The organism is Algibacter sp. TI.3.09 (assembly GCF_038154905.1).
In the GTDB taxonomy this organism is placed as follows: Bacteria; Bacteroidota; Bacteroidia; order Flavobacteriales; family Flavobacteriaceae; genus Algibacter.
In genome coordinates this window covers 40,594-55,530 of the sequence record NZ_JBAKAN010000006.1, presented here as the reverse complement: position 1 = coordinate 55,530, position 14,937 = coordinate 40,594, and the positions used below count along the sequence as shown (strand labels likewise).

The 14,937-nt window shown below is 33.5% G+C and carries 13 protein-coding genes; 7 read left to right on the top strand and 6 right to left on the bottom strand.

The annotated features are described in order from the left end of the window. The first annotated feature begins 124 nt into the window (after positions 1-124). Entirely contained in the window at positions 125-1,540 is a 1,416-nt protein-coding gene (locus V6246_RS15995; RefSeq protein WP_341561479.1) for a fasciclin domain-containing protein, read from the top strand. 148 nt (positions 1,541-1,688) lie between these two features. Here V6246_RS15995 and clpX read toward each other — a convergent pair whose 3' ends face one another. From clpX to V6246_RS15965, 6 genes are all read right to left on the bottom strand, one after another. Further along, positions 1,689-2,921 (bottom strand): ATP-dependent Clp protease ATP-binding subunit ClpX, encoded by a 1,233-nt coding sequence (gene clpX / locus V6246_RS15990; protein WP_341561477.1) that lies wholly within the window; start codon positions 2,919-2,921, stop codon positions 1,689-1,691. A gap of 74 nt (positions 2,922-2,995) precedes the next feature. Continuing rightward, positions 2,996-3,670 carry an ATP-dependent Clp endopeptidase proteolytic subunit ClpP gene (gene clpP, locus V6246_RS15985; protein WP_042499093.1) on the bottom strand — a complete coding sequence of 225 codons (675 nt, stop codon included), beginning with the start codon at positions 3,668-3,670 and terminating at the stop codon, positions 2,996-2,998. A gap of 146 nt (positions 3,671-3,816) precedes the next feature. Further along, positions 3,817-5,145, bottom strand: a complete 1,329-nt coding sequence (tig, locus tag V6246_RS15980; RefSeq protein WP_341561475.1) for a trigger factor — start codon at positions 5,143-5,145, stop codon at positions 3,817-3,819. 292 nt (positions 5,146-5,437) lie between these two features. Next, on the bottom strand, positions 5,438-5,791 hold the full coding sequence (locus tag V6246_RS15975; RefSeq protein ID WP_341561473.1) for a phage holin family protein: 354 nt from the start codon (positions 5,789-5,791) through the stop codon (positions 5,438-5,440). 18 nt (positions 5,792-5,809) lie between these two features. Continuing rightward, the gene (locus V6246_RS15970; protein WP_341561471.1) at positions 5,810-6,583 is read right to left on the bottom strand and encodes an alpha/beta fold hydrolase; all 774 of its coding nucleotides are present in this window, start codon (positions 6,581-6,583) and stop codon (positions 5,810-5,812) included. Positions 6,584-6,674: 91 nt separating this feature from the next. Beyond that, on the bottom strand, positions 6,675-7,388 hold the full coding sequence (locus V6246_RS15965) for a pyridoxine 5'-phosphate synthase (protein ID WP_341561469.1): 714 nt from the start codon (positions 7,386-7,388) through the stop codon (positions 6,675-6,677). 88 nt (positions 7,389-7,476) lie between these two features. On the opposite strand from V6246_RS15965, the gene V6246_RS15960 reads away from it, so the two are divergent. From V6246_RS15960 to bamA, 6 genes are all read left to right on the top strand, one after another. Further along, positions 7,477-8,136, top strand: coding sequence for a CBS domain-containing protein (locus V6246_RS15960; RefSeq protein WP_159019301.1), 660 nt, complete (start codon positions 7,477-7,479; stop codon positions 8,134-8,136). Positions 8,137-8,140: 4 nt separating this feature from the next. After that, positions 8,141-9,028: an NAD kinase gene (locus tag V6246_RS15955; RefSeq protein WP_074938972.1), complete on the top strand. Its 888-nt coding sequence runs from the start codon at positions 8,141-8,143 to the stop codon at positions 9,026-9,028. 308 nt (positions 9,029-9,336) lie between these two features. Next, positions 9,337-10,404: a Rossmann-like fold-containing protein gene (locus V6246_RS15950; protein WP_341561466.1), complete on the top strand. Its 1,068-nt coding sequence runs from the start codon at positions 9,337-9,339 to the stop codon at positions 10,402-10,404. Between the two features lie 299 nt (positions 10,405-10,703). Then, positions 10,704-11,390: a type IX secretion system protein PorG gene (porG, locus tag V6246_RS15945; RefSeq protein WP_341561464.1), complete on the top strand. Its 687-nt coding sequence runs from the start codon at positions 10,704-10,706 to the stop codon at positions 11,388-11,390. A gap of 1 nt (position 11,391) precedes the next feature. After that, positions 11,392-12,132 (top strand): isoprenyl transferase, encoded by a 741-nt coding sequence (locus V6246_RS15940; protein WP_341561462.1) that lies wholly within the window; start codon positions 11,392-11,394, stop codon positions 12,130-12,132. Further along, positions 12,065-14,686, top strand: coding sequence for an outer membrane protein assembly factor BamA (gene bamA / locus V6246_RS15935; RefSeq protein WP_341561461.1), 2,622 nt, complete (start codon positions 12,065-12,067; stop codon positions 14,684-14,686). The genes V6246_RS15940 and bamA overlap by 68 nt, the downstream gene beginning before the upstream one ends. Positions 14,687-14,937: the final 251 nt, after the last annotated feature.

The window sequence follows — 14,937 nt, the reverse complement described above, 5'->3', positions numbered from 1 at the left end:
AACAAAAAATAATAATTACACTTCGATTAAAAACCTGTTTTGTCTAACGTTTTATCAAAATTGTTTGACAATATTAAATTTTTACATATATTTGTCTAACAAAAAACAAAATAAATTAGACATTATGAAAACGAAACACTTTTTTATCGCACTTTTTAGTCTATCATTAATAGCAACATCATGTAGTAGTGATGACGATGGCACTAAAACACCAGCCGCAACACCAAACATTGTAGAATTGGCACAAGAAACTCCGAGTTTAAGCTCATTAGTAGCTGCCTTACTTAGAGCTGATGGAGATTTAGCAACCGTATTAAGTGGAAACGGACCATTTACAGTTTTAGCACCTACTAATGATGCCTTTGCAACTTTCTTATCTGATAACGGATTTGCTTCTTTAGAAGAGGTACCAACAGATGTATTATCTCAAGTTCTGCTTAACCATGTAATCATGGCCGATGTATCTGCTAGTGATTTAGTTTCTTTAGGATCTGGATATACTTCAGGAAGTGCTACTGGAGCAGGAGATGAGAATATTAGTATTTATTTTGATGCAACCAATGGAGTTACTTTCAACAACGTTGCAACAGTTACAGCAGCAGACGTTAGCGCATCTAACGGAACAGTACATATTATAGATGCTGTTTTAGGATTACCAAGCATTGTAGATCTTGCTGTAGCAAACTCAGACTTCTCAAATTTAGTAGCAGCTTTAGGTAGTGCTGATGGTGATTTAGTTAACGTACTTAGTGGCGATGGACCATTTACAGTTTTAGCACCTACTAATGCCGCTTTTAATACCTTTTTAGGTGGTACAGCGCTAGGAGATTTTGATACTGCAGCCTTATCTCAAATATTATTGAATCATGTTATTATTGGCTCGTCTATAACTTCGACGGCTTTAGTAGATTTAGGGGCTGGATATACAAACACAGGAGCAACTGGACCTGGAGAAAATGCATTAAGTTTATACTACAACACAACTAATGGTGTTATGTTTAACGGAATATCTAGTGTAATACAAGCAGATGTTATTGGAACTAATGGTATCATTCATGCAGTAGATACTGTTATCGATATACCAACTGTGGTAACCTTTGCACTTGCAGACCCAACGTTCTCTACTTTAGTTGAAGCTTTAACCACTTTAACACCTGCTACAGATTTTGCAGCTATACTTTCAAGAACAGAAACAGGAAACTCTGATAACTTAAATCCAAACTTCACGGTTTTCGCACCAACAAATGATGCCTTTGCTGCTTTAGCCGCAGTTCCAGAAGAAGGACCGTTAACGCAAATACTATTGCACCACGTAATAAAAGAAGCAAACGTAACATCTAGCATGTTAAACAATCCTGGTGATACAACAGCAACTACAATTGAAGGCGATGATATTACCATTACACTACCTGGAACAGGAAATAATATTGCTAATATTACCGATGGATTTGGAGCTACAGATATTGGGATTATAGCTGTAGATGTACAAGCCGGAAATGGTGTAATACATGCTATTAACAAAGTAATGATTAATAACTAAAGTTAACTTATTCCCTAAAACTAGTTGATTTTAAGGCCGACCCTAACCATGTGTTAGTGTCGGCTTTTTTTTGATATTTATATAACACAAAAAAGCCATTTGTAAATATATTTACAAATGGCTTTTTAAATTATAATACAATTTAACTTTAAGAAACTGCTTTCAGTTTTTTAATGGTTGTTTTTGTAAGTTTTTCTTCGGCGTAAGCCTGAGTTACATCTAACTTTTTATCCTCGCTACTTGGCAATTCAAACATAGCATCGGTTAAAATTTCTTCACATAAAGAACGTAATCCCCTTGCCCCTAATTTATACTCAATAGCTTTACCAACAATAAAGTCTAGAGCGCCATCACTAATAGAAAATTCTACTTCATCCATATTAAACAGTTTTTTATACTGCTTAATAATAGCATTTTTAGGCTCTGTTAAAATGGCTCTTAATGTTTTAGAATCTAAAGGATCCATATACGTTAACACAGGAAGCCTTCCAATAATTTCAGGAATTAAACCGAAATCTTTCAAATCCTTCGGAATTATATATTGTAACAAATTACTTTGATCCACGTTCTCGTCAGACATAGAAGCACTATACCCTACTGCCTGCATATTTAGTCGCTTTGAAATATGCCTTTCAATACCATCGAAAGCTCCACCTGCAATAAATAAAATATTTTCAGTATTTACTTCAATGAATTTTTGATCTGGATGTTTACGCCCGCCCTTTGGTGGCACATTTACAACAGTACCTTCTAATAACTTCAATAAAGCTTGTTGTACACCTTCACCAGAGACATCTCTAGTAATTGAAGGGTTGTCACTTTTACGTGCTATTTTATCAATTTCATCAATAAAAACAATCCCCTTTTCAGCTTTTTCTAAATTATAATCGGCCGCTTGTAATAAACGTGTTAAAATACTTTCTACATCTTCACCTACATAACCAGCCTCTGTTAATACAGTTGCATCTACAATAGCTAAAGGTACATTAAGCATTTTCGCAATGGTTTTCGCCATTAAGGTTTTACCTGTACCGGTTTGCCCAACCATAATGATGTTTGATTTTTGAATTTCAATATCATCATTTGTTGGTGGCTGTAATAAACGTTTGTAGTGATTATACACGGCTACAGACATTACTTTTTTAGTCATGTCTTGACCAATGATATATTCATCCAAAAACTCTTTAATCTGTAAAGGCTTACGTAATTTTAATTCCGCAGATAGATCGCTGCTATCGTTTTGTTTAGATTCTTCTATAACAATACCATGAGCTTGCTCTATACATCTATCACAGATGTGTGCATCTAATCCTGCTATTAACAAATTTGTTTCCGGTTTTTTACGACCACAAAACGAACATTCTAATTCTTCTTTTGCCATTAATCTTCCTTGTTTTGAGGCATATAAATTTCAATCCCCTTTATACCAACACTTTAAAGTTAGTGTTTTTTTTATTAATTACGAGCTAAAATCTCATCGATCATACCGTATTCCTTAGCTTTATCAGCTTTCATCCAGTAATCTCTATCACTATCTTCATATACTTTGTCGTAATCTTGACCAGAATGCTTACTAATTATATTGTAAAGTTCTTCTTTCAAGATTAAAATCTCTCTAGCTGTAATTTCAATATCACTAGCTTGTCCTTGTGCTCCACCTAAAGGTTGGTGAATCATAACACGTGAATGTGTTAAACCACTACGTTTTCCTTTTGCCCCTGCACATAATAAAACAGCGCCCATAGAAGCAGCCATACCTGTACAAATAGTTGCTACATCTGGCTTAATAAATTGCATAGTATCATAGATACCTAAACCAGCATATACACTTCCTCCTGGAGAGTTGATGTAAATTTGAATATCTTTATTAGCATCTGTGCTTTCTAAAAATAAAAGTTGTGCTTGTACAATGTTTGCAACTTGATCATTAATTCCTGTTCCTAGAAAAATAATACGATCCATCATTAAACGAGAAAACACATCAAAAACGGCAATATTCATTTGGCGTTCTTCAATAATGTTTGGCGTTAAATTAGTTGGGTACATGCTACTAATAATTTTATTGTAGTATGTGCTGCTAATACCTTGATCTTTTATCGCGAATTTTTCAAATTCTTTTGCGTAATCCATATATTATTTTGATATTAAATTCAATTTAACACATTGACTCAAAAGCGTTTGTGCTAAATAAAACTATTTATATAATTTGTTTTTGAATAAAAAAGCGCTTAAATCTAATAGATTTAAGCGCCTAAAGATAATCATTTATTATTTATTTATTTGTCACCGTAAACTTCTTTAACAAAGTTTTCGTAACTTAATTCTTTAACCTTAAGGTTTGCCTTTTCTTTATAAACAGATAATAATTTTTGACTTACTAATTGTTCTGAAATACGACGTGCCTCTTCTTGGTTTGATAACACACGTGCAGCGATATCATCTAACTCTTTATCAGAAGGATTCATTTGACCAAATTGAGCCATTTGCCCTTTAATCATTTCTCTTGCATGATTTTTAATATCGTCCATAGTTACTTGCACGTTATTAGCTTCGATTAACTTACCTTCAATTAATTGGTAACGTAAGCTTTTTTCAGACTTCTCATACTCTTCTTTAGCCTGGTCAGCATCCATTTCTTTTTCACCTGCAGTTTGCATCCACTTCGTTAAAAACTCAGCTGGTAAATCGAATTTAGTATTTTCAACTAAATGCTCTGTTACATCATTTAATAACTTTTGATCTGCTTGTTGCACGAATTGCTTTTCAGCATCTTCTTTAATTTTTGCTCTTACTTCAGATACAGATTTAACTCCACCTTCACCAAAAAGCTTATCAAATAACTCTTGGTCTAAATCAGCTAATTCTCTTTTATTAACTTCAGTAATAGTGAAAGATACTTCAATATCTAAATCATGTATTTCATCGTGACCTAATTTTAATGCATGCATTAAATCGTGATCATCTTCAAAAAGACCTTTTGTTTTTAAAACAATAACATCTCCAGCTTTAGCTCCAACAAATTGTTTTGCTGTTGCTTTTCCTTTAAATTTATCTAAAGTTAAAGTTACTGTGTTATCAATTTCTTTTTCTTCGTTTGTGTAAGCACCAGTAATTTCACTATCTGCTTCTACAACATCTTGAGGAATTAATTTCCCGTATTGCTTTTGAATACGCTCAATTTGTTCATCAATCATTTTATCATCAGCAACAATATTATATTGCGTGATGGCTTTTTCACCCTTTAATTCAACATCAAATTGTGGCGCTAAACCTAATTCGAATTCAAATGAAAATTTATCGGCATCCCAATTAATTTCATCTTGTGTTTTAGGTAACGGCTGTCCAAGAACATCTAATTTCTCTTCAGTTAAATACTTGTTTAAAGCATCTTGTAAAAGCTTGTTTACTTCATCTACTAAAACTGCTTTTCCGTATTGTTTTTTAACCATTCCCATTGGCACATGCCCTTTTCTAAATCCAGGAATATTTGCTGTTTTGCGGTAATCTAATAAGATTTTTTCAACTTTATCGTTATAATCTTCTTTAACGATATCTACTTTTACCACAGCATTTAATGCATCAACGTTTTCTCTTGTAATATTCATTTTTAATGATATAAGCCTGAAAAGGCATTTAACAATTAGGTTTAAAACCTTATATTTCTTTGAATTCCCCTAAGTTAATAGGAAAACCAAATTCTAGCAAAAAAATTAATCTGTATGATTATTAGATTTTTTAGCAACTAAAATCGGGATGCAAAAGTACAATATTTTTACATCCTAACAAAGTTTTTAATTTGCTGATTTTATGCGGATTCCTTTACGAACACCACGCCAACACAAGCATTTTTATTCACTTGAGGTTTTATTAACTTCAAATGGAATAATTCTTCTTTATTTATGAACTCTTTTTATCTGTAGTAAAAAAGGATTGTAATATAGATTGAAGTATTGATAAAAGCACACTAAATAATATAGCCCACCAAATATTATCTACAGCAAAACCACTAATAAACTCATCGGCTAAAAGAATAATTAACCCATTAATTACCAATAAAAACAAGCCTAATGTAATAACTGTAACTGGCAGGGTAAATATAACCAAAATAGGTTTAATTAATAAGTTTAAAATAGATAACACCAATGCTACTATTATTGCAGAAAGATAACCATCTACCTGAACGCCGGAAAGCACATTTGCTAATACAAATACAGCTATAGCGTTTACTAAAAGTTTAATTATTGTGTTCATAATGTTTTTATTTTAAGGTTAAATAAAATTAAGTAGAGCCGCAAAAAAGTCCTTTGGGTTTTCTGCATGCAACCAATGCCCTGCGTTTGCAATAGTAACGATTTCAAAATCAGAAAAATGATTTTTAATAATAGCTTCATCACCAACACCTATATATTCCGAACGATCCCCTCGCATAAACAACGTAGGCTTATCGAAATTAGAATAACTTGGTAAAGCCTCACCAACTTCTGATACTTCTTCTTTTAAAACATCAAGATTAATTCTCAATGCTAATCTTCCTTTTTCAATCCAATACAAATTTTTCAGTAAAAACTGTCGGGTGCCAATATCATCAACATAACCACTTAAAGCAGTATCAGCTTCTCCTCTTGTTTTTATAACATCAAAATTTAAAGCACTTAACCCTGCTAAAATCCCATCGTGATGTACTGGGTAAAAACGTGGAGATATATCGGCTACTATTAATTTAGAGACCAATTCGGGATATTCGCAAGCAAAAAGCATTGCGGTTTTACCACCCATAGAATGGCCAAGTAATGTAATATCTTTTAAGTTATGCGCTTCACAATATGTTTTTAAATCTTCAGCAAGCACTTCATAACTAAAATTAGCATCCCAAAAACTTCTACCGTGATTTCTTTGATCTACTAAATGTACCTCAAACCTTTGTTCAGAAAGATGTTTTCCGTGCGTTTTCCAGTTATCACTCATTCCTAAAAATCCATGAAGAATTACAAATGGTTTTCCTTCACCTAAAATATTTGAATGTAACACTCTTTTATCTTCCATATACGTCTTAAATCCTTCTAAAGTACAAACAGCACCTCACTTCTATTTCTATATATTCTATTTTCTATTTTCTAAATCTAAACTCTATAATTTACTTCAATTTACGTAAATACATTTGTATTACATTCTCTACGCCTAAATATAAACTTTCGGCAATTAAAGCATGACCTATAGAAACCTCTAATAATCCCGGTATATTTTGTTTAAAGAATGCTGTATTATCTAAAGATAAATCGTGACCTGCGTTTATACCCAAACCTAAACTATTTGCCAATTCGGCACTTTCTATATAAGGTTTTATTGCAGCCTCGTTACCCAAACCATATTGATGCGCAAAGGCCTCGGTATATAGTTCAATTCGGTCTGCTCCGGTAGCTTTAGCGCCTTCAATTTGTTTTAGAACAGGATCCACAAAAATAGATGTTCTAATACCATTATTTTGGAATTCCTTAATAACATCAACTAAAAAATCTTTGTGTTTTATAGTATCCCAACCGGCATTACTTGTAATAGCATCTTCAGCATCTGGAACCAAAGTAACCTGTGTTGGTTTCACCTCTAAAACTAGTTTTAAAAACGATTCTACAGGGTTACCTTCAATATTATATTCAGTGTAAACTTCTGGTTTTAAATCGCGTGCATCTTGATATCTAATATGGCGTTCATCTGGCCTGGGATGTATAGTAACACCTTCTGCTCCAAAACGTTGTACATCTTTTGCAAACCCAACAACATTAGGCACATCACCACCTCTAGAGTTTCTTAACGTGGCAATCTTATTTATATTAACACTTAACTTTGTCATAAATACATTTTAAAACACAAAAATACAAAGTAGAACAGGCATAATTGCTATTTTTTTGATTAATTTGCATACCTATTAAAAGGGCGTTATGAAACTTTCGGAATACATTATAAACGATATAAAACCACTACAGAACACTAGTAAAATTAGTGAACTACAATTACTGTTCAATCAGTTAACGTTTTCACATATTCCAGTGTCTGATGAAAACGGAACATATTTAGGGAGTTTATCAGAAACCGATGCACATTGCTTTGATAGTACTAAACCACTATCGGAATACCCATACGCCTTCGAAGATTTCTTTGTACGTCACGATACGCTTTGGCTCGATGTTTTAGAAGCTTTTGCTAAAAACTCAACCAACATTATGCCCGTTTTAAGTGAGCAAAATAAATATCTTGGGTATTACGAACTTAACGACGTGATTAGCCTTTTTAACGAATCGCCTTTTTTCTCCGAAGTTGGAGGCGTTTTAGTTATTGAAAAAGGAGTTAACGATTATTCTTTTAGCGAAATTAGCCAAATTGTAGAATCTAACGATGGTAAACTACTTGGCGCATTTATATCTAAAATGAATAGCGACTTAGTACAAGTTACGCTTAAAATAGGAAATACGGGCCTAAACGAAATTATACAAACCTTCAGGCGTTACAGTTATAATATTATTTCTGGTCACGAAGAGGACAGCTATATTGAAAGCCTAAAAGAACGATCGGATTATTTAAACAAGTACTTAGATATATAATTTTATGAAAGTTGCAATTTTTGGACGTTTTTACAACAAAACAACTACCACCTCTGTAGAAACGCTTCTAAACTATTTACTCAAAAAAGAATTCGATGCCTATATTGAAACCGAATTCTCGAATCTTATAAAAAGTGAATCGCAAAACGAAAGCGACTATTCATCATTTAAAACCTTCGACAAACTCGATAACTCCTTCGATTTACTAGTAAGCATTGGTGGCGATGGTACAATTTTACGTGCCATAACCTATGTAAAAAACCTAGACATTCCAATAATTGGTATCAATACAGGTCGCCTTGGTTTTTTAGCAACCATACAAGTAAACCAGATAGAAAATGCCATGCAAAACATTATAGATGGCAATTATAAAATATCCGAACGCACTTTACTTTCTGTAGAAACATCGCCAGAAAACGACGATATATTATCTATGAATTTCGCTTTAAACGAAATTGCAGTAAGCAGAAAAAACACCACCTCAATGATAACCGTAGAAACCTATTTAGACGGCGAACTCCTAACCTCCTATTGGAGCGACGGCCTCATTGTATCGACACCAACCGGCTCAACAGGTTACTCATTAAGTTGCGGCGGACCAGTAATAACACCAGGCGCTAACAGTTTTGCATTAACACCAATAGCACCGCACAATTTAAGTGCACGCCCATTAATAATACCAGATTCTACCGAAATACAACTTAAAGTAAATGGTCGCGAAGAACAACACCTAGTCTCTCTAGATTCTAGAATTGCAACCTTAGATAATGGCACATTAATCACCATAAAAAAGGCCGATTTCAGAATAAAAATGATCGATTTACCTAGCGAAAGCTTCCTAGTAACTCTTAGAAAAAAACTACTTTGGGGCGAAGATAAACGTAATCAATAATTCCCTTTTTGGGCATTACCACAAGGGTCGGGCTTTCCGCTATATCTTTTCTTGTGCACAATACACCTAGCCAAAAACTATAAAACAGTCTTAAACCATAAGGCGCGTCTTCATTTGCAAACATAAGGCGCGCACAAAAAAGGATGCCGCATCAATCCCTAACGCGGGTACTTGCTATGTTTTTAGATTTTCAGAATATTTACAACCACCTACACAATACCTTCAAAAAAAGAAAGAACTCAATTAATTTCAAATAGCAGTAATAGGCATTATGGTTTACCTACCTTATCGAAAAACCAAATCCGTCTATGCTTACTGATCTAAAAGTAAATAAACCCACACCTATTGCTTTTAGCAAAACATTAAAATCCTTTAAGCGAGATACCGACGTAGCACTTACTATTGAAAATCTTGTAAAAGGAAAATCCATACTTATAAAAGATTTTTATAGCGATGGCATGGCGCTACTAAAAGACCTTCACACCCATCTAAACTTAAAACTACCAAACAAATCGTTTATAGAACAGCAAGCGTATCGCTCGGAATACTTTAAACTGTCAAACCTTATTTTACTAGAGGTTACAGACCAAAAACTATCGGCAAAAAAATCGCCTAGTATTGGCTGGTTAGAAAAATTTTATCCCGAAAACAACCACTTCTTTTTAACGTTTCCACAAATACAAGGTTTAAATAGTGCTTGGCAATGGTATAAAAACGGTGTTTCCATACCGGTACTTCGTAATAAAATGCATCCTTATTATGGTACTTATTTCCCAACACGTTTTGAGCATTTATCACTTTTCGATAATTGGCTAAAACACTACAGCGGAGCTAAAAAATCGGCAATAGATATTGGCGTAGGTTGTGGTGTGCTATCCTTATTGATGGTACAACACGGTTTTCAAAAAGTATTTGCAACCGATGTAAACCCCAATGCCATTTTTGGCCTAAGCGAGTTTATGGGCAGCACCAAACTCTCTCGAAAAATAGAATTAGACTTCGGGAACTTATTTGGCAAATGGAAAAACCAAACCGAACTTATTATTTTCAACCCACCCTGGTTACCAGAAACGCATAATTTAAACAGCATTGATAATGCTATTTATTACAATAAAACCTTATTTCCAGATTTTTTCGAAGCCGCAAAAAAAAGATTAGCACCTCAAGGAAAGCTCGTCCTTATATTTTCAAACTTAGCACAGATTACAAATGCATCTAAAGAGCATCCTATAGAAATAGAATTAGCTGAAGGTAATAGGTTTCAATTAGAAAAATGTTATAAAAAATCGGTTAAAAACGCTTCATCTAAAACAAAAAGGGATCAACATTGGCGCAGCTCCGAAGAGGTCGAACTATGGATATTAACCAATATATAACGCTACTTTCTTTATTCATTGTAATTTAAAAAAGGGCTTTAATTAATTAAAACATTTACAACTTCAAGTTAATACATTTCAAAAATCGACTAACCCTTTATCTTTTCAGAGCAATTAAGACTTCCTTTTATATAAATATTAAAATTGTACACCTTCAACTAAAACATACTATCTAAAGCATAATTCTAATTATTCACAAAACAATAATTTCAAATAAAAACAGTTTTAAACTCATACTGTTAACCTCAAATTGCAACAGTCCATTCTTATTTATTATATTTGCAAACTTTTAAACATCTATGAGATATTTAATCATATTGGCATTAAGCCTATTAAGCACCCAAATAAACCATGCTCAAATAAACGAAATTGGTGTATATGTCGGTGGCAGTAATTTAATTGGCGATGTTGGCGAAACTAAGTTTATCGCCCCTAACAGTCCAGCCATTGGACTACTATACAAATGGAATAGAAGCACTAGGCACTCCTATAGAATATCCTTAATATACGCCGATCTAAAAGCAGAAGACAGCGATTCTAAAGACCCACGCCGTATACAACGCGACTATTCTTTAGACTCTAACGTACTAGAAATAGCTGCTGGTATGGAACTTACTTTTGTCGACTTCAATCTACATTCTGGAAAAACAATTGGGACACCATACTTATATAGTGGTATAACTGCATCTCAATTTAGCAATAATCATTTTGAAAACAGCCTGCAAATTTCAGAAGGCGGAAAAGATTGGACGGTTGGTATACCTATGGCTATTGGATACAAAACAAACATTTTAGGCAATTTTATACTTGGGTTTGAAGTTGGAGCACGCTACACCTTTACCGATAATATAGACGGCAACTTTCCGGAAAGTAGTGAAAACCAACAATACCAATTTGGAAATATTAATAATAACGATTGGTACACCTTTACAGGAATTACATTAACTTACACCTTCGGAATTAAACCCTGTTATTGTTACGACTAAAATGGACTTAAAAGAAAACATACAACTCGAAAAATTACCCAAACACATTGCCATAATTATGGATGGCAACGGGCGCTGGGCTAAACAACAAGGTATGCTTCGTGCTTTTGGACACGAAAATGGCACCAAATCTGTAAGAACAACCGTAGAGGCTTCTGCAGAACTTGGTATAGAGAACTTAACATTATATGCCTTTTCTACAGAAAACTGGAACCGCCCGAAACTTGAGGTGCAAACTTTAATGAAGCTATTAGTTTCAGCTTTAAGGAAAGAAATAAAGACACTACAAGACAACGATATTAGGTTAATGGCTATTGGAAACTTAAGCACATTACCTAAAAAAGCATACAAAGAACTGCATGAGGTTATAGACAAAACCAAGGGCAACTCGCGCATGACGTTAACCTTGGCACTTAGCTACGGTTCTCGCGAAGAAATCATAAATACTGTTAAGGAGATTAGTATTAAAGTTAAAAATAATATAATTTCGCCCGAAAATATTGAAGAATCAATTATTAATGAGCATCTTTACACGCAAAATTTACCCGACGTAGATTTGCTAATAAGAACCAGTGGGGAGCAGCGTATAAGTAATTTCTTGCTTTGGCAAATTGCTTATGCCGAACTATATTTTACAAGTATACTTTGGCCCGATTTTACAAAGCAACATTTGTATGAAGCTATTATTGAATATCAAAAAAGAGAACGACGATTTGGGAAAACAAGTGAACAACTTAGTTAATTTACTAGCTTTTAAAACATACTCAAAGTGCTATTTAGCATTTTTACTTTTTGTAAGTTGTTTTAATATTCAGGCTCAAGATTTAGATTACAAAAACGGTAAAACTTATACTTTAGGACAAATTACCGTTTCCGGAAACACTAGCTTTAGTGAGCAAACTATTGTTGCTTACTCCGGTTTAAGCAAAGGAAAAGAAATAAAAATCCCTGGTGAAGACATTAGAGATGCCATTAAAAAGCTTTGGAAATCCAATCTTTTTAGTGATATTGAAGTGTTTGTAACCAATATTGAAGGGGATGTTGCTACTCTAGAAATCCACTTATCGGATTTACCACAACTTAACGACCTGAAAATTAATGGCGTTAAAAATGGTAAAAAAGAAGGAATTATAGATGATAACAAACTTAAGAGAGGTGTAAAAGTTACCGAAAACCTTTTAACCACAACAAAAAACTACCTAACAAGCAAATACAAAAAGGATGGTTTTTTAAACACCAAAGTACACATTAACACCATTGATGTAAAAGATTCTATTCAAACAAGTAGAGTAAACATGGTGCTTAATATTGATAAAGGTGAAAAAGTTAAAATCGACGATATTATATTTACTGGCGATTCTGTTTTAAGCGAAAAACAGCTTAGAAAAAGCATGAAGAACACGAAGAAGAAAAACCCAATTCGTTTACTTAAGCGTTCTAAATTTATTGAAGCCGATTACAAAGAAGATTTAGTTACTTTAATTGATACCTATAAAGAAAACGGTTATAGAGATGCCCGTGTATTATCAGATAGTATTATTGTTAATAGCGATAAAACTATTGCACTTAAAATTAATTTAGAAGAAGGTGAAAAATACACTTTTGGAGATATTACTTTTATTGGAAACACTGTTTACACTAACCAACAATTAAGTCGTTTATTGCGTATTGATAAAGGTGATACTTACGATGGTGTTACATTAGCAAAGCGTATCGCAGATGATACAAAACCAGATGCTAACGATATTACCAACTTATACCAAAACAACGGGTATTTATTCTCAAATATTAATGCCGTAGAAGTTAGTGCTGATAACAATGTTATCGACATGGAAATTAGAATAACAGAAGGAAAACCTGCTTATTTTAATAGTGTATCTGTAGTTGGAAATGATAAAACAAACGATCACGTTGTATACCGTGAAATCCGTACTCGTCCAGGCCAACTGTATAGTAAAGCCAATGTAGTACGTACTGTTAGAGAGCTTGGGCAACTAGGTTTCTTTGATGCTCAAGAAATTACTCCAAACTTTAACAATCCTAATCCAAACGAAGGTACTATCGATATGGAATACGTGGTTAAAGAAACTGGATCTAGCCAAATTGAATTACAAGGTGGTTACGGTGGTGGTGGCTTTATTGGTACTTTAGGTTTATCATTCAATAACTTTTCTATTAAAGATATTTTCAAGAAAGATGCCTACAAACCAATACCAATGGGTGATGGTCAAAAACTAGCATTACGTTTACAAGCCAGTCAATTTTACCAAACGTATAGTTTCTCATTCTCTGAGCCATGGTTAGGAGGTAAACGCCCGGTACAATTCTCGACATCTTTATCGCATACTAAACAATTTTTATACGATAACTCTACCTTTAGAGCAGATAAAAGCAGAAGTTTCAATATTACAGGTATTACTTTTGGTTTAGCTAAACGTTTAACTGTGCCAGATGATTTCTTCGTATTATCTCAATCTGTATCTTATCAACGTTACGATTTAAATAATTACAATACAGGTTTATTTACTTTTGGAGATGGTTTTTCAAATAACCTATCCTACTCTATTGGTTTAAGTAGAAATAATACAAGTGTAGATCCTGTTTACCCTATAGAAGGTTCTAGCTTCTCTGTAACGGCAAAAGCATCTTTACCTTACTCCTTATTTAACGGAACGGATTACGCTCAATTAAAAGAAGATTACGACGCTTTAGATCTTACAGATGCGGATGATTTTGAAAGAGCAGGAGAAATAGATCAACAACGTTACAACTGGTTAGAATTTTATAAAGTAAACTTTAAAGGAACTTGGTATACCCAAGTTGCTAAAGATTTAGTATTAAGACCTAATGTTGAATTCGGATTCTTAGGAGCCTACAACCAAGATCGTGGTGTAATTCCTTTCGAAAGATACTTTGTAGGTGGTGATGGTTTAGCTAATTATAGTTTAGACGGCCGTGAGGTTGTACAACTACGTGGTTACCCTAACCAATCCCTTTCTAGTGAAGATGGTGGTTCTATCTACAATAAATTCTCTTTAGAATTACGTTACCCAATTACCCTAGCGGCATCTGCTAAAATTTATGCTTTAGGTTTTGTAGAAGGTGGAGCATCATTTGATAACTTTAGAGATTACAACCCTTTCGATTTAAAACGTTCTGCAGGATTAGGTATCCGTATTTTTATGCCAGCATTTGGTTTATTAGGTATCGATTTTGGTCATGGATTTGATTCAATTGATAACAGCGGTGTTAAAAACGGATGGGAAACACACTTCATTATTGGTCAACAATTTTAACCTGTAAATTATTTTTGGCACGATATTTTCTATTAACACCATGATGATTTGAATATGAATTGAAATTTTTAAGATTAAATTTCGTTAATTTTGAAATGAGCAATTAAAAATTTTCCATAACAACGAAAATGTTTATTTTGCAAGTTCCAACAGGAACCATTAAAAATTAAGGAATTCAATCGGATAAAAAACAATTCATAGAACTGACAGCAACAAAACTATTCGTCTGTCGTTTTTAGAATTTATAAAAC

Excerpts from the sequence above, each read along its gene's own strand:
- clpX (WP_341561477.1), bottom strand. The coding sequence starts at position 2,921 with ATGGCAAAAGAAGAATTAGAATGTTCGTTTTGTGGTCGTAAAAAACCG.
- bamA (WP_341561461.1), top strand. The coding sequence starts at position 12,065 with ATGAAGCTATTATTGAATATCAAAAAAGAGAACGACGATTTGGGAAAA.
- tig (WP_341561475.1), bottom strand. The coding sequence starts at position 5,145 with ATGAATATTACAAGAGAAAACGTTGATGCATTAAATGCTGTGGTAAAA.
- V6246_RS15940 (WP_341561462.1), top strand. The coding sequence starts at position 11,392 with ATGGACTTAAAAGAAAACATACAACTCGAAAAATTACCCAAACACATT.
- V6246_RS15950 (WP_341561466.1), top strand. The coding sequence starts at position 9,337 with ATGCTTACTGATCTAAAAGTAAATAAACCCACACCTATTGCTTTTAGC.
- V6246_RS15960 (WP_159019301.1), top strand. The coding sequence starts at position 7,477 with ATGAAACTTTCGGAATACATTATAAACGATATAAAACCACTACAGAAC.
- V6246_RS15955 (WP_074938972.1), top strand. The coding sequence starts at position 8,141 with ATGAAAGTTGCAATTTTTGGACGTTTTTACAACAAAACAACTACCACC.
- clpP (WP_042499093.1), bottom strand. The coding sequence starts at position 3,670 with ATGGATTACGCAAAAGAATTTGAAAAATTCGCGATAAAAGATCAAGGT.
- V6246_RS15965 (WP_341561469.1), bottom strand. The coding sequence starts at position 7,388 with ATGACAAAGTTAAGTGTTAATATAAATAAGATTGCCACGTTAAGAAAC.
- porG (WP_341561464.1), top strand. The coding sequence starts at position 10,704 with ATGAGATATTTAATCATATTGGCATTAAGCCTATTAAGCACCCAAATA.
- V6246_RS15970 (WP_341561471.1), bottom strand. The coding sequence starts at position 6,583 with ATGGAAGATAAAAGAGTGTTACATTCAAATATTTTAGGTGAAGGAAAA.
- V6246_RS15975 (WP_341561473.1), bottom strand. The coding sequence starts at position 5,791 with ATGAACACAATAATTAAACTTTTAGTAAACGCTATAGCTGTATTTGTA.
- V6246_RS15995 (WP_341561479.1), top strand. The coding sequence starts at position 125 with ATGAAAACGAAACACTTTTTTATCGCACTTTTTAGTCTATCATTAATA.